Here is a 25,344-nt window from a genome sequence, read left to right as displayed (position 1 = left end):
TATGCAGATTCCTTTCAAAAGTTGTCTGGAGAGTGGCATGGAATTAACATTTAAGGATCTGAAAGAAAAACGCACTAAACTGGTCGAGGCGCAATGGAAGTTACAGGATAAACTTCAGGAGAAGGCGAGCGAACTACTACGAGAGTATTCAGGTTCTCTTGATCTTACATCTCGTGAGTGGACTGGTTCTGACGGAACAAGATGGCCTTATGTGGACATTGGTATTTGGGAGGAGGAGGGGAAGTTCTTTCCTGTCTTAATCCCCCAACTCAATATGGACAGCCGTTACCACTTGAATTTCGTGATTGCAACCACTCTTGATGATTCTCCGCTAACAGGTGGCTACAGGCAGGGCGTAAGCATCTCACTCTGGTATGAGAACTCATCATTTTATGCTGAAGTAGGCTCAGGAGACGACGTCTCCCGTTTTTCTGTCTCATCTCAGCTGGGTGGATTTTATCAGGTATGCAACGCTATTAAGGCGTTAATTAGCTCTTCTATGGATCGCGCCATGCCAGATATTCCAGCGAATTAATAAAGCATAAACATCTTTCAGGGCTATGCAAATGCATGGCCTTTTCTATATCCCGTTGTGAAATGTTCGTGAGGCATGGGTTGTCAGCCAAAGGATCACCGGGAGACACCCGGCACCACGCATCCATTATTGCATAGCAAAAAGGCTCACAACGGTGGAACTTTTAGCAGGGCGAAAAAAAGCCCGCATTGGGTTGCGGGCATAACAGAGAACAAATAGCTAATATTCAAGTTGTCTTTCATCAACTTGTCAGAAGAATTTAACCTTAAGAAAAATTGATGTAAAGACAATATTGATTTCTGGTTACAGGCTGCGCATTTGCGTGGCCTTTTCTATTTCAGGCTCACGGGAATCATCCGCTACGTGCTTTGTTGATAAATCCAGCCCGTGAAGCCTGACCTTTTCATCACACACAGCGCCATCCGAAAAGTCGGAGGTGAGGCTATGACCAGAATGAGCACCATTTACAGCAGACTTTCATATGGAACAGGAACCACGCTGACCGGCTGCGGTGTATCAGCGAAGGCATACGCCGAAACAGCTAAAACAGCAAAAGAGGTGTCCTGGATGTTGGCCGACAGAATTGCAGGGTTAAGCCTGAGCGACTGGGCAATTATTGTCGGTATCGCATGTACGGTAATCACCTGTGCAGTGAACTGGTATTTCCGCTGGAAGGAACGGGAGGATCGTCGCAATGGCTATGCCACAAAAGCTGAGGAATAAGCTGAGCGCAGCGGTCGTTGGTTTGATTCTTGCCGGGGCATCCGCGCCAGTTATTCTCGATCAGTTTCTGGATGAGAAGGAGGGTAATAGCGAGCAGGCGTATCGAGACGGCGGTGGGCTCTGGACGATTTGCCGTGGCGCCACGATGGTTGATGGCAAGCCGGTAGTTCAGGGTATGAAGTTGTCAGCTGAGAAATGTGCCCAGGTGAATGCCATTGAACGCGACAAGGCGCTGGCGTGGGTTGACCGAAATATCAAAGTACCACTGACCGAACCACAGAAAGCCGGGATCGCATCTTTCTGCCCCTATAACATCGGCCCCGGGAAATGTTTCCCGTCTACGTTCTATAAGCGAATTAATGCTGGCGACCGTAAAGGCGCATGTGAAGCTATTCGCTGGTGGATTAAAGATGGTGGCCGCGATTGTCGTCTGACCAAAGGCCAGAAGAATGGTTGCTATGGGCAGGTTGAACGACGAGACCAGGAAAGCGCGCTGACGTGCTGGGGGCTAGACCAGTGAGCCTGCGCTATCAGTTCATTGCCATTTCGTTGCTGGTGGCCGTCGCATTCATCGCAGGAAACGTATGGAGTAACCGTGGTTGGGAAAAGAAGTGGGCGGAACGTGATAGCGCGGAATCATCGCAGACAGCGAACGCACAGACCGCAGCTCGCATGATTGAACAAGGGCGAATTATTGCCCGTGATGAGGCTGTAAAAGATGCACAAGCACAAGCCGCTAAATCTGCTGCCACTGCTGCTGGCCTGTCTGCCACTGTTAGCCAGCTGCGCACCGAAGCAACAAAGCTTGCCACCCGCTTGGACGCCGCAAAGCACACCGCAAATCTTGCCGCTGCCGTCAGAAGCAAAACAGCCGGAGCCGACGCCGCAGTGCTCGCCGACATGCTCGGACGCCTTGCAGAAGAAGCTCGATATTATGCTGAGCGATCTGACGAAAGCTACCGGGCTGGAATGACATGTGAGCGTGTTTACGACTCGGTGAGACATTCGAATAACAACAGGGTTACACGATGAACACCCACGTGCAGTGGCTGTGCTTGATGGTAGGATTGACGAGAAGAGGGAAAAACTTAAGGTGCTTGGGGTAACGATTACTTTAATTTTTTACTGGTATATCGCTTTTGCAATTCAAGTTTCGCCCAGTGCATAAGGAACCCGATTATGGGAGTCGCATAAGGGGAAAGTGCGTTAAGAAAGTCAATTAGAGTAGTGTCTATCATATTGTATCTCCTTCAAACCAAAATTGTGGAGATGGCTGAGGATTTCAGTCATCTATTGTAGGGCCTAATAGGTCTTCCCATTAGTGAGTCGTAAAGATTGCGACTCTTTAAAAGATTCATTACAGGAGATATGGAAATGGTTTCGCTTCGTTTGAACGAAGCTGTGTTAATCAGCCCCACAGGCATTCACTGAGTGTCTGCGATCATGCTTTACTAAATAATTCATGGGGTTATCATGGTGGCTCTTTGATAAAAGGAGTTTTGGTAATGAAATTTCTCTGGGTTGTATGCATTATTTGCGGAGTTATTGGGTTTGTGCAGGGAATTATCGGGGTGTTCGGTGCTGTTAGTGCGCCTCAGCAGGCTGCTGGTGCAGCAATGGGCGTTGCGTGGGCGGTAATCCCATATTGCATCTGTCGTGCTATCCAGCAGATGAGACCACAAGAAGTGGTAATCAAAAAAGACGCATGATACTCAGCCATCACATCGAATAAGCCTCGCGAAAGCGGGGCTTTTTTATTGGAGCTTCTATGCAGGTCACTATCGACGGTGTCCCGTATGCGCCTACCTGCAATTCAGTGGCCCGCATCGGCATTGCTATAACAACACATAACCGTGCCGACGTTCTGAAGCGATCACTAGAACAGCACATGAATCATCTTCCAATTGGAGTGCCTAATGCTCGCACAGCAGGTAGAAGCAGCAGTCTAGTGTACTAGACTGCTTGAATACTCTGAATCAACTAAACACTTAAGCTCGACTGGATTGGCATTACAACAGGCATTCACTGAGTGCCTGTGATAATGTTTCCTCTAAATTGCAGAGGAGATAATAATGTATAAACAAGTACTAGTTTTACTCCCCGGAAAAGAGCCGGAAATCGTTAGATTGAAGCAACAGACAAATTTTTACGAATGTAATGGAACTGACCCTATGGGCAACCCTGGGGGAGTGAGTATTCCGATTGAAACATTCTCTTATGGTGAAAACGAATATTTAATTGCTCGACTACAATACGACTTAAGTGATGAAGAAATTATCAATGGTATAAAGGAAGTTTGTTGGTAGTTTTTCTAAAAGTGATGATGCCTCGCATATGCGGGGCTTTTTTATGCGCATCACACGCATACATCAATGAGAGTCTTTCAGTAGTGAGCCCGTGTAATCAGTTAACTCTTGGCGGCTTTGCCGTGCAACAGTCTCGCACCAAAAAGGAAATAGTTATGAAGTTTCAGCTTGCTAAGCTGTATCGCGGAGAGCGCTTCATGGGTTATGGAATTGCTGTGAATGGACAGCTTCTTGATAACCAGGTATCGACGGTTATAGATACTCAGTGTAGAGAACTCCCCACCGTTACAGCGGTATTTAATCTTGATAAAAACCGCGCTGAAAACCAAATCACTATTGATTTGCGTAATGGTGAACCATGCCAGCATTAATCCCCCGTGCCTGTCGCAAGCGTGGTTGCCCTGGTACGACAACTGATCGCTCTGGCTACTGCGAGCAACATCGAAACGAAGGCTGGCAGCAGCACCAACAAGGTAAGAGTCGCCATGAACGTGGTTACGGTAGCAAGTGGGATATCAAGCGTGCCCGCATCATGAAGCGTGATAATCATCTGTGTCAGAACTGCCTGCGTACTGGTCGCGCTGTTGCGGCCACAACCGTAGATCATATCAAGGCTAAGGCGCATGGGGGGACCGATGATGATTCGAACCTTGAAAGCCTGTGCTGGCCTTGCCACCGCTCGAAAACAGGGCGCGAGCGCTTCAAATGATAGTAATTATCATCAATGGGCATGGAGGGGAGGGGGAGGTCAAATCCCTGTAGCCGAGAGCCCAAAGGACCGCCGCCTAGCCTTTCTTCACATCGCCGCAGGTTAGAAAACTTTTTTTGGGGTCCCCCAGCCGATGATTAATAGGAGTTTTCGATTATGTCAGGACCGCCGAAAACCCCTACCCATCTGCGTTTGGTGAGGGGGAACCCTTCCAAACGACCAATCAACAAAAACGAGCCGCAACCACCTAAAGGGGTCCCCCCAGTTCCCAAGCATTTCGACAAGCAGGGGAAATACTGGTTTAAGCGGATGGCCGAAGAACTTGACGCCATTGGCGTCATATCTCAGTTGGATGCCAGGGCTCTGGAGTTGCTGGTAGAGGCATATACGGAATACCGCCATCATTGTGAAACGCTGGATCGGGAAGGTTATACCTATGCGGTATACAGCGATGATGATGCTGATGAAGGGAAAGAACGTGAAATACGCATGATCAAGCCGCATCCGGCAGCCATGATGAAAGCTGATGCCTGGAAGCGACTTCGCGCGATGTTAGCGGAGTTTGGTATGACTCCTTCCAGCAGGTCTAAGGTCAGTAAAGACAAACCAGACGATGATGATCTGTTAAGTCAATTTCTAAATTCGAGGGACTGATGGCAAAAGTTACTGATGGCATACGTTACGCCGAACGCGTCGTTGCCGGGGAGGTTATTGCCTGTGAATTTGTCCGTCTTTCCTGTCAGCGATTTCTTGATGATCTGAAGCACGGTGAAGAACGTGGCATCTATTTCAGCGAACCCCGCGCACAACATATCCTCAATTTTTATAAATTCGTGCCTCATGTTAAAGGAGCACTGGCAGGCCAGCCGATTGAGCTGATGGACTGGCATGTTTTCATTCTGATCAACATTTTCGGGTTTGTTATTCCCCTGGTAAATGAAGAAACAGGCGAAGTTGTGCTGCGTAATGATGGCAGCGGTCGTCCGGTGATGGTCCGCAGGTTTCGCACAGCATATAACGAGGTAGCCCGTAAAAACGCCAAGTCGACATTATCTTCTGGCGTTGGTCTTTATATGGCTGGCGCCGATGGTGAGGGCGGGGCAGAGGTTTATTCCGCAGCGACAACGCGGGATCAGGCTCGCATCGTTTTTGAAGATGCGAAAAACATGATTAAAAAAGCAAAAACCACACTGGGGCGACTGTTTGAATTTAATAAACTGGCGATTTACCAGGAGCAGACAGCATCCAAGTTTGAACCACTTTCTTCTGATGCCAACAATCTGGATGGCCTCAATATCCATTGTGGCATCGTCGACGAACTTCATGCGCATAAAACCCGTGATGTCTGGGACGTTCTGGAAACTGCAACCGGCGCACGATTGCAGTCACTTCTGTTTGGCATAACGACAGCCGGGTTTAACAAAGAAGGAATTTGTTACGAGCTGCGCGATTATGCCATTAAGGTGCTGCGTGGCTATAACAGCGAAGTGGAAGGCGCGGTTAAGGATGATACCTTTTTCGCCATTATATTCACGCTGGATAAGGATGATGATCCGTTTGATGAAACGGTCTGGCAAAAGGCTAACCCCGGACTCGGAATCTGTAAGCGCTGGGATGACCTTCGCCGTCTGGCTAAGAAAGCCAAAGAACAGGTTTCCGCAAGGGTTAACTTTTTCACCAAACACATGAATATCTGGGTGACCGCTGAGTCAGCCTGGATGGACATGATTAAGTGGGAAAAATGTGAGTTTATAGCCCCCCGTCATGAGCTGAAAACCTACCCGATGTGGGCTGGCGTGGATCTGGCCCACAAGATTGATATTTGCGCAGCAGTAAAACTCTGGCGGGCAGACAACGGTCACGCGCATGCAGACTTTAAATTCTGGTTACCCGAAGGGCGGCTGGAAAAATGTTCCGCTCAAATGGCGCAGATGTATCGCAAATGGGCTGAGCTTGGGAAGCTGGAGCTGACCGATGGTGATGTTATCGATCATGCGCAGATTAAAGCTGATTTTCTGGAATGGATTAGTGGCGAAAACCTGAAGGAAACCGGATTTGACCCCTGGAGCGCGACGCAGTTTAGCCTGGCTCTGGCAGAAGAAGGTGTGCCGCTGGTGGAGGTTCCGCAGACGGTCAGAAACTTTTCTGAGTCAATGAAAGAGGTGGAGTCTCTGGTTTATGGCGGGCGTTTTCATCACAGCAATCATCCGGTTATGAACTGGATGATGTCTAACGTCACCGTCAAGCCTGACAAAAACGACAATATCTTTCCGAACAAATCCACACCCGAAGCAAAAATAGACGGTCCCGCTGCGCTATTTACTGCGATGAGCAGAATGCTGGTTAACGGTGGTGGTGAAGCTGATTTCCTGTCCACACTCGACCCTGACGAAGATCTTTTAATTCTATGAAAACATTAATGACTGATGCTATCGGGCTGGCAGGGTTCGGTTCGCTCGCTGCTGGCGTATATCTCCAGTTCGGTCTGGCTTCATCTCTGATGATGTCCGGTAGTTTGCTTCTGCTTTATGCGCTGGTGGTCGCAATGAGGGGGAAAAATGCTGCTTGATGCCCTGTTTCGCAATGAACCACTGGAGAATCCTTCTACACCAATCACGGGAGAATCAGCAGAAACGGACAATATTTTTGCCCGCGATGTTTTTGTCAGCCCCGAAACTGCGATGAAACTGGCGGCTGTATACGCCTGTATTTATGTTATTTCCTCAAATATTGCACAGATGCCGCTGCATGTGATGCGGAAAACCAATAACAAGGTTGAAGCAGCACGCGATCATCCGGTGTTCTACCTGGTGCACGATGAACCCAATGTGTGGCAGACCAGCTATAAATGGCGTGAGTTAAAACAGCGTCATATTTTGGGCTGGGGTAATGGTTATACATGGGTAAAACGTTCCCGGCGCGGTGAGGTTTCCGGCCTGGAATGCTGTATGCCGTGGGAAACCACGTTACTCAACACCGGTGGTCGTTACACCTATGGGGTTTACAACGAAGAAGGCGCGTTTGCTATAAACCCTGACGATATGGTGCATATCAGGGCGCTGGGAAATAACCAGAAAATGGGACTCAGCCCGATCATGCAGCATGCCGAGACGATCGGTATGGGGATGAGCGGGCAGAAATATACCAGTTCATTCTTTAACGGTAATGCGCGACCCGCAGGCATTATTTCGGTGAAAAGCGCCCTGAACGAAGAAAGTTGGGGGCGTTTAAAAAGCATGTGGCAAAAAGCTACAGCTGCTTTGCGCAGCCAGGAGAATAAAACGATGCTTCTCCCGGCAGAACTGGATTACAAAGCGCTCACTGTTTCCCCGGTCGATGCCCAAATCATTGATATGTCGAAGCTGAACCGGTCAATGATTGCCGGAATATTCAACGTGCCGGCACACATGATTAACGATCTCGAAAAAGCCACGTTCTCAAACATTACGCAGCAGGCCATTCAGTTTGTCCGCTACACAATCATGCCGTGGGTGACGAACTGGGAGCAGGAGCTTAACCGCCGCCTGTTTACCCGTGCTGAACTGGCCGCCGGATATTACGTCCGGTTCAACCTGACTGGCTTACTTCGGGGAACTCCACAGGAGCGTGCTCAGTTCTACCACTTTGCGATTACTGACGGCTGGATGAGCCGCAATGAGGCCCGAGCCTTCGAAGATATGAACCCGGTAGACGGCCTGGATGAAATGCTGGTAAGCGTGAATGCGGCTAACCCGGCAGACGATTTTAAGACGCCAAAAACCGACGAGGAAAAAACCAATGAATGACCGTGAAACGCGCTGCTATAGCGGGGAGGTTCGCGCGGAACAACACACTGATGAACCCACCCGCATTCTGGGTTACGGATCGGTGTTTAACAGTCGTTCCGAACCACTCTGGGGGTTTCGCGAAATCATCAAGCCCGGAGCTTTTGACGACGTGCTGAACGATGATGTTCGCGGGCTGTTTAACCATGACCCCAATTTTATTCTCGGACGTAGCGCCGCCGGAACGCTGTCACTCGCTGTCGATGATCGTGGCCTGCGTTACGACATTACCGCGCCGGATACGCAAACCATCCGTGATCTGGTGCTGGCACCAATGCTTCGCGGTGACATTAACCAGTCGTCCTTTGCCTTTCGTGTCGCCCGCGACGGTGAACACTGGTACGAGGACGACGAAGGGGTGGTTATTCGTGAAATATCGAAGTTTTCCCGGTTGTTTGACGTCAGTCCGGTGACCTATCCCGCATACCAGGAGGCCGATTCCGGCGTCCGATCGATGAAAGCCTGGCAGGAGGCGCGCGACAGTGGTGCGCTACATAACGCCATTAATCAACGAATGGCGCGTGAGCGCCTGCTGACCCTTCTTAACGCGTAAGGAAATACTATGAAACTGCATGAAATGAAGCAAAAACGTAACACTATCGCCAAAGATATGCGTGCCCTGCATGACAAAATTGGCGATACGGCATGGACTGATGAGCAGCGTACCCAATGGCAGGCGGCTAAAACTGAACTTGACAGCCTGGATGAGCGCATTGCACGCGAAGAGGAACTTCGCCGCCAGGACCAGAACTATATCGACGAAAATGAACCGGAACAGCGCCAGAAACAGAACCGTGATCCAGCAAACCCGGAAGCGCAGGCAAATGAGCGCAGGGCTGCGGCGTTTAACGCGTTTTTGCGCCGTGGTCTTGGTGAGATGAGCGCTGAAGAACGCCAGGCTTTAAAGGAGCTGCGTGCTCAGGGTACGACGCCGGATGAAAAAGGGGGTTATACCGTACCAACCCAGTTCCGCAATAAGATTGTCGATGCACTGAAAGATTACGGTGGTATTGCCAGTGTGGCCCAAATCCTGAACACCTCAAACGGACAGGATATCGACTGGGCTACTTCTGACGGTACCGCTGAAGAAGGTGAACTGCTTGGCGAAAACACCGAAACCAGTGAAGAAGATGTGTCTTTCGGCGGCGCGACTCTGGGAGCAAAGAAACTCTCTTCCAAAATCATCCGCGTGTCGAATGAATTGCTGCAGGATAGCGGCGTCGATATCGAGGCATTTCTTGCCGGACGTATCGCAACGCGCATTGGCCGTGGTGAAGCAAAATACCTGGTCCTGGGTACCGGGACGGGCACACCGCTACAGCCGAAAGGACTGGCGTCTTCAGTGACAGGAACGAAAAACACGGCGTCAGCGACGGCTTTCACCTGGAAAGAACTCAACGCGCTGAAACATGCTGTTGATCCCGCCTATCGTAATGGCCCAAAAGTTCGCTTTGCCTTTAACGATGCAACCCTCCAGTTGGTGGAAGAAATGGAAGATGGCCAGGGCCGTCCTCTTTGGTTGCCGAACATTATCGGTGGCGCACCTGCTACTGTTCTGCAGGTGCCGTATGTTGTGGATCAGGCCATTCCTGATATCGCGGCTGGTTCCAAATTTGCTTACTTCGGCGATTTTAACCGCTTTATCGTTCGTCGCGTAACCTACATGACGTTGAAACGGCTGGTGGAGCGTTACGCAGAGTACGATCAGACTGGCTTCCTGGCCTTCCATCGCTTCGACTGTGTGCTGGAAGACACCGGAGCCATCAAAGCGCTGGTGGGTAAACCGGCGTCCGGCGGCTAAGAAAGTCATCAGCAGTAAACTCCACCGCTACGGCGGTTTTTTTGTGCCCGCAGTTCGCTGCGGGCCAGGGAAAAGCTATGAGCACAACGATTGAGAAGCTAAGGGCGCAGTGTCGGATCGATGCTGAAGATACAGCGGAAGATGAAATGCTGTTGCTCTACTACGGCGCTGCTACGCGAAAGGCAGAGAATTACATCAACCGTAAATTGTATGAAGGCGATGTACCTGATACCGATCCCGATGGACTAAAGATTGCCGATGATATTCTGCTGGCGCTGATGTTGCTGGTCGGGCACTGGTTTAACAGCAGGGAAGAGGCATCTGATGTTGCCAAAATGAGCATCCCTTTTGGCTTTACCTCGTTGCTTGAACCCTATCAATTTATCCCTCTGTGAGGTAGTTCATGTCATGTTCCGGGTGCGCTCAGCGGCGCGAGTGGATAAAAAAGTGGGCGAAAATAGCTTATGAACGAACAACTGGCAAACGAACTGATAGAGGCGCTGCGGGAACAGACCGCAGCTCAGAGAGAACAGACGGAAGTGATAAGCCGCCTGGCTGAATCAAACGCAGCTCTGTGTGATGTCATTATCCAGTCACTGGCCGAAAATGAAGAAATTGATACTACTTCATTAGGCGATGAGCGACCAGTTTACTTGAGTCAAAGACCGAGGGGGTGATATGCAAGCCGGGAAATTGCGTCACAGGGTTATCCTGCAGGAGCCGGTAAAAGAACAGAACCCTACAACGGGAGCTGTAATTAATACCTGGCGCGATATCGCAACTATCTGGGCCGAAATATCCCCCTTATCAGCACGAGAGTTTATAGCGGCCCAGGCATCACAGGGCGAAATAACAACGCGCATAACGATTCGTTACCGTGCAGGTATTACCCGAAAGCACCGTATTCTTTTTCGTGGTGGCATCTACAATATCGAAGGTGTTTTGCCCGATCCGAAAAGCGGGCGTGAATATCTTACGCTTCCTTGTTCAGAGGGGGTAAACGATGGCTGATGGCGTTGAAGTAAACCTTAAAGGACTCGAGTCACTGCTTGGAAAAATGGAGGCTGTCTCCGAAGTTACCCGAAATAAAGCTGGTCGTTCTGCGCTGCGTAAGGCTGCGAATATAATCAGGGATCGCGCCAGAAGTAACGCAGCCAGAGTTGATGACCCCCTCACCAAAGAGGCGATATATAAAAATATCGTCGCCAGCTTCAGCAGCAAACAATTCCGCAGGACGGGTGATCTGGCATTTCGTGTTGGGGTAATGGGCGGCGCCAGTCAGTATGCAAATACAAAGGCTAATGTCAGGAAAGGCAGGGCTGGGAAAACGTTCAGAACACTGGGTGATAAAAGCAATCCTGGCGGCGATACCTGGTACTGGCGTTTTCTCGAGTTTGGAACCGAAAATGCCGCCGCAAAGCCTGTATTGCGACCGGCGATGAATGGTGTTGACACCGCAGTAATAAGCGTTTTCGCAGAAGAAATGGAGAAAGCTATCGATCGCGCAGTAAGGCGTGCCGCCAAAAAAGGAACAACAGCATGATTGCACCAGTTTTTGCCGTCTGTTCGACAGACCCGAAAGTAAAAGAGTTGCTCGGTGCTCACCCGGTAAGGCTTTATCCGTTTGGCATGCTTGATGATGTTCTGGTGTACCCCTACGCAGTCTGGCAGAACGTGGGCGGTGAACCTGAAAATTACCTGAGTCAGAACCCTGACATCGACCGTTATTCCATTCAGGTGGATGTGTACGGTGACACCGATGAAGATGCTCTTGCTGTGGCGCGGGCATTACGCGATGTCATTCAGCGCAAGGCTTACATTACCCGCTGGGATGCGCAGGGCAGAGACCCGGTAACCCTCAAATACCGCTATTCATTCGACGTTGACTGGCTGGTCAACCGATAACTCAAAACCACTCACATCACACCGGCTATAAGCCGGTTTTTTTATATCCGGAGATGACTATGTCAGTAGTGACTCAAGGCACTCAACTTTTTGTGCTCGCGAATGGTGTCGTGAGCGAAATCGAATGTATTACGGCATTCTCACCAGGCGGCAGCCCAGCGGATCAGATTGATGATACGTGCCTCAGTGAACGCAACACCCGAAAATATAAAAAGGGTTTACGTACACCAGGACAGGCAACGGCCACTCTGAACGCTGATCCAGCAAATGCCAGCCATTTGATGCTCAGTAATATGGCTGAGTCCAACGATCAAAGCGACGTAACGTTTGCGATCGGATGGGCTGATGGAGAATCTAAACCAACAATCGGGAGCTCTGAGGGGTCTGTTGATGGTCTGACTCTGCCTTCAGATCGTACCTGGTACGTGTTCAAAGGTTATGTATCCGACTTCCCGTTTGACTTCCAGGGTAATACCGTCGTGCAGACGTCTGCCACCATTCAGCGCTCCGGCCAGGGGGCATGGATTCCGAAAGAACAGCCAGGCAGTTAATTAAACGCGGGGATCATTCCCCGCACCATCGATGTTTATACCGGAAAACGACATGAAACTTACTCTTGATACGCTGAAGAAAACAGGTGCTTTTACAGGTCGTCCTGTTGAGAAAGAAATTAAATGGAAAGGTGCTGACGGGGAAGAACACATTGCCACAACTTATGTTCGCCCTTTGGGTTATCACACTGCTACGTCTGACGTTCTCGCCGGGCTAGGCAAGATTGATGGCGTTGCTGGTCGTATTGCGGCTTCAATCTGTGACGAAGACGGGCATCAGGTGTTTACCGTAGCTGATGTAACTGGTGAGGCTGATCCGGAACGTGGAGCACTGGATGGGAATCTTACAGTGGCTTTGCTGGTGGCCATTCAGGAAGTTAACGATCTGGGAAAGACGGACTCAGCGCAGAAGACGAAATCTGGTGCGAACTAGTCCTTAACGGGATTGGGGGACGTACCATTTCAGAAGCGCAGGAACGCCTTAGCTTCCTTGAGTTCCAGCAGTGGGTTCAGTATCGTCAAAAATACGGAAGCCTGAACCCTATGATGCGGACGGAATGGGGCGCAGCGCTGATTTCTTCTGTGCTGGCTAATGTGAATCGCGGTTCAAACACACCGGCATTCAGCATTGCTGATTTCGCTCCTCACATAGCAGCTGTAGAGCGCGTTGCCGCTAACGAACCAATCAGCCTGCAGGAAGCGATGAGGACGTGGGGGTAGTTTTCTGAATTACCATCAGTTAATTTGTTTCTCGTCTCAACATTTAAAGATGGTAAACAAGGAAGACAATTATGATTAAAGCTCTAACCGCATTATCTTTGATGCTTGTTTCTACAATCACATACTCTGCCTCTAAGGTCATATATCTGGAATGTCCAAATTTTGATGAAAGGGCAAAAGACTTGGTCGTAGTGCTTGATCAACCTAATGGCACAGCATCATTGCAGACTTCTTTTGGTGGAGAAGGCTTGAATTTTACTGCTCCAGCCTCCTTCGGACCAAGTAAAGTTACCTGGAGAAGGGATGAAAAAAACTGGAAGCGTAATTATTCCGTTGATCGCTCAACCCTTGAGTTCAAACGAGAGGTATACAGCTTAACTTTCAATGACACTATGATTACTAAGACAAGTTGCAAAATAATTAAGTCACCAAACACGGCGAAATTCTAACACCAACATCACTATATATAACCCGCGCAAGCGGGTTTTTGCGTTTTAAGGAGGGGCAATGGCTGGAAAGTCACTTGGCACGCTGACAATTGACCTTGTAGCGAAAGTTGGTGGTTTTGTCTCTGGTCTTAGTCAGGCTGAAAGAGCATCTCAAAAATGGCGTAAACAAGTTAAGGATGATGCGAAGGCGGCGGCGGTAGCGTTTACAGGCTTTGCTACAGCGGCAAGTGCCGCAGCACTTAGCGTTGGTGTGGCGGGTTATAACCTCCTTAAAAATACTTCAAAACAGATTACTGAGTCTGATCGCTGGGCAAAATCACTTAACATGTCTACTCAGTCATTACTTTCTTGGCAATATGCCGCGCAAAAAGCTGGTGTTTCTGGCGATCAGATGGCTGATATTTTTAAAGATATTGGCGACAAAATTGGTGATGCCGTCCTTAACAAGTCTGGCGAAGCTGTAGACGCGCTAGATGCTCTTGGATTGTCAGCTAAGAAGTTAGCGGGTGAATCCCCAGATAAACAATTGATAGCAATCAGCAATGCGCTTGGAAATATTAAAACAAACGCTGAAAAGACCACGATTCTTGAAAGCCTTGGTAACGACCTTTCTAAATTGCTTCCTTTGCTTGAACAGGGGGGTGATAAATTACAAAAATACCTTAAGGCTGCAAAAGATTTTGGCGTGGCACCTGATGATGCTGATATAGAAAACCTCGTTAAAGTTAATTCAATTTTTGAAGATATGGAAACGCAAATTAATGGGGTTAAGATTGAATTAGCAACTGGATTAGCAAAGGTAGACCTTTCAAACTTGCAGAAATCAATTAGCGACATGGGGGATGTTTTTAAAGACCCTGAGGTTATTAAAGGTATCACCGATCTTGTTGGCGGTGTGGTTGACCTTGCCACCTGGCTTGTTAAGGTTGGGGCGGAAGCAGGAAAACTCATTGACCTTTACAAAGGTGGTACTCCTGTTGGAGAAAATGCTTCTAAAGAAGAAATTGAACGTAGAATACGAAATCTTACAGCTGATCTTGAAGATGAGGGGTTCGCTGCAAGCTTTAACAGAATTGGTATGGATACAAATGGGAAAAGGAAAGAAAGAGACCAATTAAGACAAAGACTTTTAATTATCGAAACTGCGAATAATCTTCCTCTTACTCCAGCATTCGCTGGGAATATAAATGATAAACCAAAAAATTATAATAAAAATCCCGGTGAATCAAATGGGAAGGAGAAACCAGATTCTACTGCAAAAAAACTTGAGTCATCATTTAAATCTATGGAGACAAGTTATCTCCGTCAGATAAACCTCATTGATACCACTGGGAAAAAAACAGCGGAAGTTACGGAGCAGCAGAAGCTACAGTTTGATATCGTCAGTGGGAAGTTAACTGGCCTGAATGAAAGTCAGAAGCAACGGCTCGAGCAGTTGGCAACAGAGGTTGATCGCCTCAATGCAGTAAAAAAAGCAAATGAGGAAAATTTAAAACTCGCGGAGTACATTTCAAACCTACAGCGTGAAAATGCTAATGTTGCCGCCTCTCTTGATGCTGATGTTATTGGCGCGGGTCTGGGTGATAAAGCCCGTGAAAGGATGCGCGAACAGCTTAATACTGAGCGTGAATTCCTTGAGAAGCGGGAGGATTTACAGAGGAGATATCAAAGCGGAGATATTGCTAACCAGGAGGATTATGACCGCTATAACCAGGAACTGGACAAAGCGCTTGCTGAGCGACTCGATAAATACCGTTCTCATTATGACCAACTGGATGAGTTACAGGGAAACTGGCTGGCAGGGGCTCAGAATGGTCTGGCTAACTGGGTAGACACTTCCAGCGATTATTACACTCAGGTATCAGATTTAGTCGGTAACACCCTTGATGGCCTGGTGGATAACATGGCTGATGCCCTCAGTGGTAATAAAGCTGACTGGGCAAGTTGGGCGAACAGTGTGTTGAATGAGCTGCAGAAAGTCTTGCTCAGGGCAATTATGGTCAACACGCTTAAATCGGCTGGTGATAGCGGTTGGTTTGGTTCACTGGGTGGGATGTTTGGTAGTTCAGTGGCTGGCGCAGCATCCGCTGGCGGGGCAACACCGTCTGGGGCTTACACAGGCGCAGCATCTCAATTGAAATTCGCTAAGGGTGGTGTAATGGATTCGCCTGATCTTAGTCGTTTCCGTAATGGTGTAGTGAATAGCCCTACGATGTTTGCTTTCGCCAAAGGTGCGGGGCTTATGGGTGAGGCTGGCCATGAAGCGATTATGCCCCTGACGCGTACTGCTGACGGTAACCTCGGTGTTCGAATGGTGGATGACACGGTTTCTTCTGTTGGCGGTGGTGGTGCTCAGCTCCAGCAAACCATTCAGCAGCATTTCTCTATTTCTGGTAACGGAGATGCGGCACTGAAGCAGGCTATGCAGGAAGCCGCCCGTCAAGGGGCCAATGACGGCGCTAAACAGGCGCGGCAAGATATCTTGCAGGACTTTTCCAATCGAGGGCAGGCACGTCGTTTGTTAGGCGTGTAATGGCCTGCATTCTTAATTTAATCAGCCGAAAGGCGGGAGAAAGTTATGACTTTAGAACAACGTGTTGAAGTGCTGGAAAAGTCGCTTTTGCGTATGCGCCAGGTCAATAATGAGATTAACTGCGCGATTGATGAACTCAGTGCTTCTGTTCGACAGCAACTGAAAGTTAATGATAATGGACTTCAGGAGCGGGGCGACAAAGTTACATTAGCAGATGGCGGTATTACTGTTCATCTTAAAGGGGGAGGGGTTATTGTTATTAACTGTTTTAGTTCCCCTGTAAGCGAATCAGATAAATTACGCCAGGCAATGGAGAAAGCCGCTACTGCTGGTGCGGAGGCGGCTATGAAACAAATACATCAAGACTTTATTTCTCGTGGACCACTACGCCGATTACTTGACTGAGGCGGAATATAATCCATTGAGGTACTGATTAACTTCTTTTTCAAGATCCACGAGAGTGCGACTCTTCGCATCCTTAATATATATATGATTGGTGATGCTTTCTCCGTGCTCACCATAAACGGTAAATCTGACATTTGGATCCCCGGCTTCTGGTTCGTAATCACCTGGCATTCCAATGTGTAGCAGTTGCACTTTAGACAGGTAAAACTTCATTTTATTTCCTTATCCAGAGGTAATCAGCTATCCCTCCTTAATCTGAGTGCGTCAGTGTCCCACCACTGACGGGCTGAGTAACAACCATAACCAGGTATGTAAATCAGTAACATCCTGACAAATGATCAGTAGCGCCGCCGTGCGCAGAATAATGCAGGAGAATCTATGGCTGTACTCGAATGGCCGGAAGATGTCTGTCCCGCGTCGCTGACCTGGCGACCAGAAAGTAATACCAAAACCTTTCGTTCCCCCTTCAATGGCTCATCGCAGACAGCACGCTTTCCCGGTACCCGCTGGGTCTGTTCCCTGACCTTTAATAACCTGACAGATGAAAAATCCAGACGTATTGATGCTCTGGTGGCTTCACTCGATGGCGAGTATGGCAGGGTAAAAGTTCGTGACTGGGGGAGAAGTGGCAGAACACCTGCTGGAACGCCAGTTGTTGATGGCGCTAATCAGACCGGAACCCAGCTTCAGAGTAAGGGCTGGACACCAGGAACGGTGGTGCTCAGACAGGGCGATTATTTCACTGTTAACGATGAGCTGAAGATGGTTACAGCCGACGTGACGAGCGCGGCGAACGGTACTGCAATGATTGCATTTGCGCCGATGTTGCGTAGCTCTCCGCCTGCTAATGCTGCCATTGAGGTCGCGAAACCCTACGGCATTTTCAAACTGAAGGATAACCAGCAGGGTGCCGGTAACCGTGTGCCGGGTGTTTTTACCAGTTATACGCTGGAGCTTGAGGAGGCATTTTAATGCTGTATTCCCCCTTTTCTGATTCGATGGTGGACTGGTTATCCCGCGACAGGGTGACGGTCGCGATCGCCGCCAATATTCAGTTTGAATCTGGCACCGTCTATGTGCATTCCGGTACCGGGACGTTAGTTCTTGGTGGCTATGTATATTACGGCATGGGGCGCATGGGTTCTGTTGATGATGCCAGTGAAACCAGCACGACAAGCCCCACGCAGGTCAAAATGACCCTCTCGGGGCTGGATATGACCCTCTTTGCCACCACGCTGAACGAGCGATGCGTGGGCAGAAATGCCGAAATCTACCTGGTGGCCATGGATGATAACGGTGTTGTCCAGGTTGCCGATCTTCTGTTCAAAGGGCGGGTATCCAGTACAGGGGCGACCGCTGGCGGGACAAATGCCCTGCAGTACACCATCAGTAATATTTTTGAAGACTGGCAGCGTCCTTTCCCTGATCGCTATACCGATGAATCGCAGCAGGCCGCTTATCCCGGCGATCACATATTCCGATATGTGGCGCAGATGGCTGAACGTTCGATTTACTGGGGCAGTAAAAAAGATGCACCAGGATTTACCTATAAGTGAGGAAGCATGAAGCATCCGGACTGGCATAACAGATTAATCACCGTAATAAGGGCCGCTGAAAAGCGGCCTTTTTTATGGGGCAGTCATGACTGCTGCCTGTTCGCGGCGGACTGCGCTCAGGCCATGTGCGGCGAGGATTTTGCGGCAGGCTGGCGCGGAACCTATGACAGCGAATATGGGGCGAAAAAGGCGATATTGCGCGGCGGCGGTTCGCTTGAAAAGGTGCTGGCCCGTTATCTCGACGAAGTGCCGGTGAAACTGGCGCAGCGTGGGGATATTGCCGTTGTTGAAAATGCCGGAGCGCGATGCGCCGGGGTGGTGTATTCCGGCGTTGTGTGGGTGCCGGGCGAAACTGGTCTTGTCAGTCTGCGGGTTAAACCGCTGAGTGTCTGGAGGGTGCGTTAATGCCTGCTGCTGTTCCTATTGTTGCCACCATTGCCGCAGGTGTGGCAGCGGCAAATGAAATGTATGCCATCGCAATGGTTATTACCGTTGCCGCACAGATTGCCACTCAGGCGCTGACCAAGACGCCGTCGCTGAATTCCTACCGTGATACGTCAGAACGTAAACAGGTTCTGCGTGCTGCGGCCAGTGCCAAAACTGTTGTTTATGGTCGTTCCACATCTGCTGGCACTCTGTTCTTTTCCGAAGAGCAGGCTGGCGAACAGGATGATGGTGAAATGTTGCATCTGGGCATTGCTCTGGCGGGACACCCGTTATCCGGTGTACAGACTGTCTGGCTGGGTGATGAGCCGATCAGTAGCTATCCTGAGCATGCCTTTTTCGAGCTGCACACCAACCGCCAGACGGCGGACCCTTACATGCTGGCAAACTGCCCGTCATGGAAAGAAGACATGATCGGAAAAGGGATCACCTGGCTGCGTGTGTCCCTCAAATTCAGCGCAGAAAAATTCCCGTCAGGTATCCCGAATATCAAGGTCGAAAAATACGGGCGTGCCGTTTATGACCCACGGACGGGGTTGACGGGTTACAGCAACAATGCGGCGCTGGTTATCCTGGACTATTACCGTAATTACCTGAAAGTGCCCGACACTGATATTCTCTGGGACCAGTTTAAGGATGCGGCGAATATCTGTGATGAGGATGTGATTACTGGCGGTAATACCGTTGAGAAGCGTTATACGATTAACGGTGAGTTCGATCTCAGTGAAAACAAGGTCAGTATTCTGGAAGGGATGCTGGCAGCATGCGCCGGGGATGTAACGTATACCGCGGGTAAACATGGTCTTCTGGTCGGGGCCTATTATGGTCCTGCGACAGAGGTGATCACTGAAAGCCAGCTGGCCGGTGATATTGAAATCATGCCGGAAGTCTCTCAGGCGGAACGCGTTAACACCATCAAGGGGACATTTGTCGATCCGCAGCAGGGTTATACCGAAGCAGATTTCCCCTCTGTGTCAGTCAGTGAATGGGTGACAGAAGACGGCGTGGAAATATCGCAGGATATGAAGCTGCGGTTTGTGACCTCTGAATTTCAGGCCCAGCGGCTGGCTGACGTGAAGTTAAAGCGCACCCGCATCGCCAGAACCATGAACGTTACGTTAAACCTGAGCGGATATCGTTACCGTCCGGGAATGTATGTAAAGGTGAATTTCCCGTCTATCGGTATCGTGAATGTTGAGATGCGGGTAACTGACTGGAAGTTCGGCGTCCAGAATGGCGTGCAACTGACGCTGAAGCAGGAAACAGCAGATGTCTGGGGAGACGCCGTTGGTAAACCGATCGAGCGACCGCCATTCACTCAGTTGCCGTCAGGTGGCATGGCGCAACCGCAGAACCTGAAATACACCGTGGAGGAAATTGGTCAGGTCGTACAGGGCATTTTGTCCTGGCAGAATATCGGGCAGGTGGTCTACAACAAAGTGATCATTCGTCGCAATGGTCAGATGGTCATGTCCGTCCAGGTTCCGGGGACGTTCACACGACTTACCGGGTTACCGAAAAACACCTACACAGCCCACGTTATTGCCGTAAACCAGATGGGGGCAGAGTCGCCAGAAGGGTATCTGGAATTCAGTATTGAAGCTCCGCCAGCACCTTCCCATGTCGATATTGAGCAGGGTTTCTTTGCCGTCACGTTGATCCCGCGTCTGGCTGCAATTACCAGTGTTTCCACACAGTTCGATTTCTGGACGTCTGGCGAAACAAAGCTACCCAACACCTCAACATCCACGGTGGAAGGGAACGCCAGCCGCGAGGGGATGGGTACAACCTGGACAAGTAATCAGTTAAAGATCGGCCATACCTATTACTGGTACATCAGGACGATAAATGCCTTTGGCGCCTCCGGATTTATCGAGGTTCCGGCATTGTGTTCTATGGACACAGGCGGTTTGTTCGATCTCATTGATGACGGGATACAGAAGTCAGATGCGTTCCAGAATGTTAAAAATGGCGTTGATACTAACCTGCAAGGCGTTATGGAAAATACACTGGCGAACCATGGCACAGTAGAACATCAGTGGATGCAGTACGGCGAAGTTCGCGCTGAAATCCTGGTGGTTAAAACAACCGTTGCGACAGCCGAGCAGGGGCTCGCTGATTTATCTACCTATGTACAGGCTCAAATAGGACCGGAAGGAAGTCTGACTTCTGCGGTCAACCAGAAAATGACGGCTGAAGTAAAAAGTGACGGAACAGCCAAAGCCTCTTACACCCTGAATATGGGCATTGTGCGAGACGGTGTTAAATACAATACCGGATTTGGCATGTCTATTGAGCCATCAGGAAACAGCTATAAATCCACGGTTGTATTTGCCGCCGATCAGTTCGGTATTTATTCCGGTAACAATCCAGGTAACTGGCAGGCTGCATTCTTTGTCTATAACGGGCAGGTATTTATTCGCAGTGCGCTCATCCAGGAAGCGTCCATTGATTTTGGTAAAATTACCGACTCTCTGCAATCGGCGAATTTCATTCCCGGTGTAAGAGGATGGAATCTTCCCAAGAATGCCAGCCCTGAATTCCACGGAAAGTTATATGCCGACAGTGGTGAGTTCGCATTTAACGGGGTTAATAACACCGTCGTAATGAACGGCAATGGACTAACTGTCAATTTATCTGGCGGTGGGCGGGTTGTCGTCGGGAGGTGGTGATATGCCGGAGGGGATATTAATCGACTATAACGATGGCCGTCCGGTTATGGCAATTACTGCGGGGCTGCGAGCCCCCAGTTTTTGCACAACGTTCTCGGGCTGGTCATCCCAGTCAATGCAGTACCCGGTCAATACGCCACTTGTTCCCGGTTCACAGGTTATCGTGGTGCCAACCAATCCCATTTACATCTATTCCTTTGCTGAATTTGATGTGGCCATTATGACTGGAGTCACCCGAAACGGGGACTCCGGGGTCGTCATTGGTGCTGAGACAATCGGGGGTAAAGCCCTTACTCCAGACTGGTCAGGTTATGTCATGGAGCTGCTGCCCGCGGCGACGTATAACGAAGGATTATTGGTTTCAAACTCGACTGACTTCACTGCCATATCCAATCAGGCCGCACTGATGACCTGCGCTTATTCCGGACGCATTACGGTTAACGGCAGTGCGCCGCTTCCGGTGAGCGGTATTCCTTTTGGCAAATGGGATAACCCGAATGTGTCGGTAGGGTTTGATGGCGGCAATATCATCGTTCGCGATATTTCCTACACAGGACGGGACGACGTGGCCGGAACGGTGACGATTGACCTGGTGATATTCAATCAGACCGCACCTGTCGGCGGCGACGGTATCACGATGACCAACGCCGCAGGCCAGGTCACGTTCTCCACGCTGAAACGCCCCTTTGTGTATGACCGACAAATCCAGATCACCGATGCCTTCCAGGATATTGGCGGTGGGTTCTGCCAGATAGTCTATACCGGCGTTCAGGTACGAATGATTGGTGGATGGGGAAATATCAGAACCAAAGGCGTGGTCATGTCAGGCGGTAGCGTCAGGTCAGCCTACAACAAAGTGTTTGCGGACCGCAATTCTGGTGCATGGGATATGACCAGAAACAGAAATATCGCCATGCCCATTCTCATTCTTCCGAACATGTACTGAGGAAAAACTATGTCAGCAGGAACCTTAACCCTGACGAATAACTCTGCTGCGGTCGCTGGCAGCGGGACTGCGTTTACTACCGAGGTGGCGGCCGGAGATTTTATTGTTGTCACTGTCGGAGGCGTTCCCTATACGCTCCCGGTTAAATCCATCGAAAGTGGCACGGCGCTGACGTTGGTCAGCAATTTTACCGGGCCAACGCAATCTGGTGCTGCCTGGTCAGCTGTTCCTCGTGTGGCGCTGAACATGGTTACTGCGGCTCTGGTGGCGCAAAGCGCAGAAGCCCTGCGAGGACTGAACTACGACAAGCAGAACTGGCAAAGCATTTTTAGTGGGACCGGAACTGCAACAGTAAAATTACCCGATGGCAGCTCCTTTACAGGGCCAGCATGGGGCGGCATCACGAGCGCACTGAATGACAAAGCTGATAAATCTTCACTGGGTACAGCTGCGGGTAAAAATGTCGGGACTGCCACCGGTGATGTGGTGACCGCAGGAAGTATTCAGCCAGTGTATTTTACAACGGTCCCGGCCGTTACATACCATGATTTAGGGACATACGGGTATAAATCGAATGCCGAACTGTGGCCTGACACTGTGGCTAAAGCCAGTACATTATATGTGAGTACCTCGTCCTGGGCTCTTGGCTTTTCAGTAGGTGTCTATAACGGTGCATCGGGAGGTGTATTCGACGCGGGGCATTTGCTGATGTCAACGGATGGTGGGGGATTTGCACGCCGATGGTATTTGTTCAATAGTGGCGTTTTAGAGGGGCCTGTGGGTAAGTTCTATTCAGAGGGCAACACCACCAAAGCGGCAGACGGTACGCTGAAAGCGGCATCACCCATAGTCAGGTTGTTTTCTGACGGACGCGCTGAAACAAACGCGGAGTCAGAGGGCTGTACGGTTACCCGCCTGTCGGTCGGCGAATACCTGATAAACGGCTGTACAGGTCTGAATGCTGATGCCGGGTGGGGAGGGACTGATGGTGGTTTTGATGTCCCTACAGACAGAAACAAGCAACCGCTTATCTGGCTGGATTATGAGGTAAACGCGGATGGTTCAGTCCTGGTGAAAACCTATCATCGTACCCATCCTGACGCTCCAGTTTTTGCACGTAACGAACGGGACGGATACGCCAGTGGTGACCCGATAGATATTCCTTCCGACCAGTTCGTTTCTGTACGCGTGGAAATGCCGGTTGACAGTATCTGGCACCAGAAACAGAGGGATGAGCGGGAGGCGATGGAAAAAGCTGAACGCGAGCGTAAGCAAAATCAGCAGGATACCCAGTCGTAAAAATGATGGTTGCCGCAACCACACCGTATGCAAGAGCATGATTGCGGCCGACTGGCGAACGTTCGATAGTGCGAGTATTGAATGATGGCCAGTCGCCGCGGATTGTACTTAAGCAATATGACGGTTCAAGGCGTTTAATCTGAAACCAGCCACATATCAGCCTCTTCAAACATTTCCTGAACAGTACGGCTTATCTGTTCTTTCTCATGCTTGCTGGCGTCAGTGTTGATCGCCGGCAGTGTCATCATCGGTTTAACCCGAACATCAGCATCGGGGAAGATCCGGTGTATCCTCTTAGTTAACTCGCCCAGAATGATATCTTTTGCACCGGGCAGACCATCAAAATTCCTTTTGTCATAAACGAGTTCCACGAACATTGCTTATTGCTCCTTTACTGGATGGATATACAGTATTTATACTGTGTTTTTATCCGGTATTCAAGAGAGGGCGTAAACATGGGCTTTCCTTCACCAGCTACCGACTATATAGAGCAGCGGGTTACGCCAGCCAGTGTCTGCATGACTCCCGACAGTCGCATCCTCGAGACGTCGGCGGGTTATGCGATCATCGTCCCGGTCACGCGCCCACAGCAGGGTGATGCGCTGTTGATTCTGTCCGGAGGTCGGACGCAGTTTGCGAAGCTTAGGGGGAAAGCGTTAATCACGGATGACGGCGAAGCGATCGAAGGTGATGCAGCTGAAGAGGCTGAGGTTATGAGGCGGGTGACGCACTTTATCAACAGCACTGATGCTGCGATATCTCTTGAGGCGGCATTGGCGCAGTTTTGAGACATATGTACGATAGAAAAATTCCGAAGATTGGCAATAGATCTCTTTATATTTGCATTCAAATTTTGTTTATTATGTATTTACATAACGTAAATTTATAAAATTTAATAAAAACAACTCAGATTGCTTATTTTTAAAGATGCATTTAATATATATGTTATAAATTGCAAAGCTCATTAAGGGATTCCCCAGTGAATATTGATAAAATGAAGATCCAGCATGCCGAGATTATCCATAAAATTAGCCGCCTCAGGGAGCTTAGCCGGGAGGGTGTGACGGCTCATGCGCAAGAAATCGCTCAAACCGTTATCAGTATGAGTTCTGTGATTAAAGTACACCTTTCTGCCGAAGATCAGTTTTTATATCCTTGTCTGGAAAAGGTGAACGATCAAAAGCTAAAAACAATGAGCGTAAATTTTCAGCGCGAGATGGCTGATATTGTTGCCGAGTATGAAAAGTTTTCCCGTCGCTGGAATACGGCAAATAAGCTTATCAATTGTGACGAGGCATTTCGCCGCGACGCGAATGTAGTGTTGCGCAAGGTGCATGAACGAATGCAGCGCGAGGATCATAATTTTTATCCGCTGGTAGAGCAGCTTTAAAAAAGGGCGGCAATGGTTCATCCAATACGGGAATTTGGTTTCCCGTATCCAGAAAGGTATGAAAAGGACTTGGTAAAAGCTGGCACTACTCCGAAACTAACCACATATCGGATTCTTCAAACATTTCCTCCAGCATGCGGTTCAGCTTCTCCCGATCGCTTTTGCTGGCATCGCTGTTTAAGCCGTTCGCCTGCATCGGCTTAACCTTCACTTCTGCATCCGGAAAGATCCGGTGCACTCGCTTTGTTAACTCATTCAGAATTATTTCTCTGGCACCTGTTAATCCTTCAACATTCCGTTTGTCGTACACCAACTCAACGAACATACCGCCTCCAAAGCAACAATGATTTTGCACGCAATTTATACTGTTTATTTATACAGCGTCAACGGTTGGGCACGTAGCTTTTTAAGGAAGGTTTTTGGGGCATGTATGGGGCATAAATGCCAGTTTTGGGGCATGGTTGGGACATTTTAACTCATATGAACTTAACCGAATTTCATATGGAGGCGTCTTATAATGCACTGATTAACCTAAAGAAAACACATGCTCTTGGGCGTTCTTTAGTGATTTTAAAA

At 49.4% G+C, this 25,344-nt stretch carries 36 protein-coding genes; 33 read left to right on the top strand and 3 right to left on the bottom strand.

Features of this window, described 5'->3' with window-relative positions; all coding sequences use genetic code 11:
• Positions 1-37 precede the first annotated feature (37 nt).
• The 25 genes from G4551_RS14005 (at position 38) to G4551_RS13890 (ending at position 16,461) form a co-directional block, all read left to right on the top strand.
• A complete protein-coding gene (locus tag G4551_RS14005; protein WP_000423994.1) occupies positions 38-535 on the top strand; it encodes a hypothetical protein in 498 nt (165 codons plus the stop codon).
• A 444-nt stretch (positions 536-979) separates the two neighbouring features.
• Positions 980-1,258: a phage holin gene (locus G4551_RS14000; RefSeq protein WP_001568784.1), complete on the top strand. Its 279-nt coding sequence runs from the start codon at positions 980-982 to the stop codon at positions 1,256-1,258.
• The gene (locus G4551_RS13995) at positions 1,230-1,778 is read left to right on the top strand and encodes a lysozyme (RefSeq protein WP_008322460.1); all 549 of its coding nucleotides are present in this window, start codon (positions 1,230-1,232) and stop codon (positions 1,776-1,778) included. Before G4551_RS14000 ends, G4551_RS13995 begins: the two co-directional genes overlap by 29 nt.
• Positions 1,775-2,290: a DUF2514 domain-containing protein gene (locus tag G4551_RS13990; protein ID WP_003839236.1), complete on the top strand. Its 516-nt coding sequence runs from the start codon at positions 1,775-1,777 to the stop codon at positions 2,288-2,290. The genes G4551_RS13995 and G4551_RS13990 overlap by 4 nt, the downstream gene beginning before the upstream one ends.
• 473 nt (positions 2,291-2,763) lie before the next feature.
• Complete coding sequence (locus G4551_RS13985; protein WP_003839237.1) at positions 2,764-2,967, top strand: hypothetical protein; 204 nt, start codon at positions 2,764-2,766, stop codon at positions 2,965-2,967.
• A gap of 363 nt (positions 2,968-3,330) precedes the next feature.
• A complete protein-coding gene (locus G4551_RS13980) occupies positions 3,331-3,564 on the top strand; it encodes a hypothetical protein (protein ID WP_003841743.1) in 234 nt (77 codons plus the stop codon).
• 155 nt (positions 3,565-3,719) lie between these two features.
• Positions 3,720-3,935 (top strand): hypothetical protein, encoded by a 216-nt coding sequence (locus G4551_RS13975; RefSeq protein WP_155267876.1) that lies wholly within the window; start codon positions 3,720-3,722, stop codon positions 3,933-3,935.
• Entirely contained in the window at positions 3,923-4,273 is a 351-nt protein-coding gene (locus G4551_RS13970) for an HNH endonuclease (RefSeq protein ID WP_003841739.1), read from the top strand. The genes G4551_RS13975 and G4551_RS13970 overlap by 13 nt, the downstream gene beginning before the upstream one ends.
• Before the next feature lie 156 nt (positions 4,274-4,429).
• Positions 4,430-4,927, top strand: coding sequence for a phage terminase small subunit P27 family (locus tag G4551_RS13965; protein ID WP_003841734.1), 498 nt, complete (start codon positions 4,430-4,432; stop codon positions 4,925-4,927).
• Positions 4,927-6,684, top strand: a complete 1,758-nt coding sequence (locus G4551_RS13960) for a terminase large subunit (RefSeq protein WP_003841731.1) — start codon at positions 4,927-4,929, stop codon at positions 6,682-6,684. The genes G4551_RS13965 and G4551_RS13960 overlap by 1 nt, the downstream gene beginning before the upstream one ends.
• An 8-nt stretch (positions 6,685-6,692) precedes the next feature.
• A complete protein-coding gene (locus G4551_RS13955) occupies positions 6,693-6,842 on the top strand; it encodes a hypothetical protein (protein ID WP_162138603.1) in 150 nt (49 codons plus the stop codon).
• The gene (locus G4551_RS13950; RefSeq protein ID WP_003841728.1) at positions 6,832-8,058 is read left to right on the top strand and encodes a phage portal protein; all 1,227 of its coding nucleotides are present in this window, start codon (positions 6,832-6,834) and stop codon (positions 8,056-8,058) included. The genes G4551_RS13955 and G4551_RS13950 overlap by 11 nt, the downstream gene beginning before the upstream one ends.
• The gene (locus G4551_RS13945; RefSeq protein ID WP_003841726.1) at positions 8,051-8,650 is read left to right on the top strand and encodes an HK97 family phage prohead protease; all 600 of its coding nucleotides are present in this window, start codon (positions 8,051-8,053) and stop codon (positions 8,648-8,650) included. The genes G4551_RS13950 and G4551_RS13945 overlap by 8 nt, the downstream gene beginning before the upstream one ends.
• 9 nt (positions 8,651-8,659) lie before the next feature.
• A complete protein-coding gene (locus G4551_RS13940) occupies positions 8,660-9,898 on the top strand; it encodes a phage major capsid protein (protein ID WP_003841724.1) in 1,239 nt (412 codons plus the stop codon).
• 77 nt (positions 9,899-9,975) lie between these two features.
• Positions 9,976-10,293, top strand: coding sequence for a head-tail connector protein (locus G4551_RS13935; RefSeq protein ID WP_003841722.1), 318 nt, complete (start codon positions 9,976-9,978; stop codon positions 10,291-10,293).
• A 69-nt stretch (positions 10,294-10,362) separates the two neighbouring features.
• A complete protein-coding gene (locus tag G4551_RS13930; protein WP_003841720.1) occupies positions 10,363-10,575 on the top strand; it encodes an uS7 family ribosomal protein in 213 nt (70 codons plus the stop codon).
• A 1-nt stretch (position 10,576) separates the two neighbouring features.
• Complete coding sequence (locus G4551_RS13925) at positions 10,577-10,909, top strand: phage head closure protein (RefSeq protein WP_003841719.1); 333 nt, start codon at positions 10,577-10,579, stop codon at positions 10,907-10,909.
• A complete protein-coding gene (locus tag G4551_RS13920) occupies positions 10,902-11,441 on the top strand; it encodes an HK97-gp10 family putative phage morphogenesis protein (RefSeq protein ID WP_003841717.1) in 540 nt (179 codons plus the stop codon). The genes G4551_RS13925 and G4551_RS13920 overlap by 8 nt, the downstream gene beginning before the upstream one ends.
• A complete protein-coding gene (gp17, locus tag G4551_RS13915) occupies positions 11,438-11,803 on the top strand; it encodes a tail completion protein gp17 (RefSeq protein WP_003841715.1) in 366 nt (121 codons plus the stop codon). Before G4551_RS13920 ends, gp17 begins: the two co-directional genes overlap by 4 nt.
• Before the next feature lie 59 nt (positions 11,804-11,862).
• A complete protein-coding gene (locus G4551_RS13910; protein ID WP_003841711.1) occupies positions 11,863-12,354 on the top strand; it encodes a phage tail tube protein in 492 nt (163 codons plus the stop codon).
• 52 nt (positions 12,355-12,406) lie between these two features.
• Positions 12,407-12,787 (top strand): phage tail assembly chaperone family protein, TAC, encoded by a 381-nt coding sequence (locus G4551_RS13905; RefSeq protein ID WP_003841709.1) that lies wholly within the window; start codon positions 12,407-12,409, stop codon positions 12,785-12,787.
• Between the two features lie 110 nt (positions 12,788-12,897).
• Positions 12,898-13,074, top strand: coding sequence for a phage tail assembly protein T (locus tag G4551_RS24125; protein ID WP_197027405.1), 177 nt, complete (start codon positions 12,898-12,900; stop codon positions 13,072-13,074).
• Between the two features lie 71 nt (positions 13,075-13,145).
• Positions 13,146-13,523, top strand: coding sequence for a hypothetical protein (locus G4551_RS13900; protein WP_003841708.1), 378 nt, complete (start codon positions 13,146-13,148; stop codon positions 13,521-13,523).
• 58 nt (positions 13,524-13,581) lie between these two features.
• A complete protein-coding gene (locus G4551_RS13895) occupies positions 13,582-16,056 on the top strand; it encodes a phage tail tape measure protein (RefSeq protein WP_003841707.1) in 2,475 nt (824 codons plus the stop codon).
• Positions 16,057-16,101: 45 nt separating this feature from the next.
• Positions 16,102-16,461 (top strand): hypothetical protein, encoded by a 360-nt coding sequence (locus tag G4551_RS13890; protein WP_003841705.1) that lies wholly within the window; start codon positions 16,102-16,104, stop codon positions 16,459-16,461.
• On the opposite strand, the gene G4551_RS13885 is transcribed toward G4551_RS13890, so the two are convergent.
• A complete protein-coding gene (locus tag G4551_RS13885; protein ID WP_003841703.1) occupies positions 16,450-16,674 on the bottom strand; it encodes a hypothetical protein in 225 nt (74 codons plus the stop codon). The two genes, G4551_RS13890 and G4551_RS13885, sit on opposite strands and share 12 nt — an antisense overlap.
• A 165-nt stretch (positions 16,675-16,839) precedes the next feature.
• On the opposite strand from G4551_RS13885, the gene G4551_RS13880 reads away from it, so the two are divergent.
• Genes G4551_RS13880 through G4551_RS13855 form a run of 6 tightly spaced genes read left to right on the top strand, consistent with a single transcriptional unit; the run spans position 16,840 to position 23,378 of the window.
• Positions 16,840-17,433, top strand: coding sequence for a hypothetical protein (locus G4551_RS13880; RefSeq protein WP_003841701.1), 594 nt, complete (start codon positions 16,840-16,842; stop codon positions 17,431-17,433).
• Positions 17,433-18,017: a hypothetical protein gene (locus tag G4551_RS13875; RefSeq protein WP_003841700.1), complete on the top strand. Its 585-nt coding sequence runs from the start codon at positions 17,433-17,435 to the stop codon at positions 18,015-18,017. Before G4551_RS13880 ends, G4551_RS13875 begins: the two co-directional genes overlap by 1 nt.
• A 6-nt stretch (positions 18,018-18,023) precedes the next feature.
• The gene (locus tag G4551_RS13870) at positions 18,024-18,422 is read left to right on the top strand and encodes a DUF6950 family protein (protein ID WP_003841698.1); all 399 of its coding nucleotides are present in this window, start codon (positions 18,024-18,026) and stop codon (positions 18,420-18,422) included.
• Positions 18,422-21,133 (top strand): phage tail tip protein J-related protein, encoded by a 2,712-nt coding sequence (locus G4551_RS13865; protein WP_003841697.1) that lies wholly within the window; start codon positions 18,422-18,424, stop codon positions 21,131-21,133. Before G4551_RS13870 ends, G4551_RS13865 begins: the two co-directional genes overlap by 1 nt.
• Position 21,134: 1 nt before the next feature.
• Positions 21,135-22,079 carry a DUF6453 family protein gene (locus tag G4551_RS13860; RefSeq protein WP_003841695.1) on the top strand — a complete coding sequence of 315 codons (945 nt, stop codon included), beginning with the start codon at positions 21,135-21,137 and terminating at the stop codon, positions 22,077-22,079.
• A gap of 9 nt (positions 22,080-22,088) precedes the next feature.
• Entirely contained in the window at positions 22,089-23,378 is a 1,290-nt protein-coding gene (locus tag G4551_RS13855; protein ID WP_003841693.1) for a phage tail fiber protein, read from the top strand.
• Positions 23,379-23,512: 134 nt separating this feature from the next.
• Here the strand turns inward: G4551_RS13855 and G4551_RS13850 are convergent, their stop codons facing one another.
• Complete coding sequence (locus tag G4551_RS13850; RefSeq protein WP_003841691.1) at positions 23,513-23,755, bottom strand: DinI family protein; 243 nt, start codon at positions 23,753-23,755, stop codon at positions 23,513-23,515.
• A gap of 78 nt (positions 23,756-23,833) precedes the next feature.
• On the opposite strand from G4551_RS13850, the gene G4551_RS13845 reads away from it, so the two are divergent.
• Positions 23,834-24,166, top strand: a complete 333-nt coding sequence (locus tag G4551_RS13845) for a hypothetical protein (protein ID WP_003841689.1) — start codon at positions 23,834-23,836, stop codon at positions 24,164-24,166.
• Positions 24,167-24,357: 191 nt separating this feature from the next.
• Positions 24,358-24,768: a hemerythrin domain-containing protein gene (locus tag G4551_RS13840; RefSeq protein ID WP_003841688.1), complete on the top strand. Its 411-nt coding sequence runs from the start codon at positions 24,358-24,360 to the stop codon at positions 24,766-24,768.
• An 85-nt stretch (positions 24,769-24,853) separates the two neighbouring features.
• On the opposite strand, the gene G4551_RS13835 is transcribed toward G4551_RS13840, so the two are convergent.
• Positions 24,854-25,093 (bottom strand): DinI family protein, encoded by a 240-nt coding sequence (locus G4551_RS13835; protein ID WP_000497460.1) that lies wholly within the window; start codon positions 25,091-25,093, stop codon positions 24,854-24,856.
• Between the last annotated feature and the right edge of the window lie 251 nt (positions 25,094-25,344).

It is taken from the genome of Citrobacter freundii ATCC 8090 = MTCC 1658 = NBRC 12681 (genome assembly GCF_011064845.1).
GTDB classification, from domain to species: domain Bacteria; phylum Pseudomonadota; class Gammaproteobacteria; order Enterobacterales; family Enterobacteriaceae; genus Citrobacter; species Citrobacter freundii.
The sequence above is the reverse complement of the archived record's forward strand: the minus strand, read 5'-3'. Positions and strand labels throughout refer to the sequence as shown.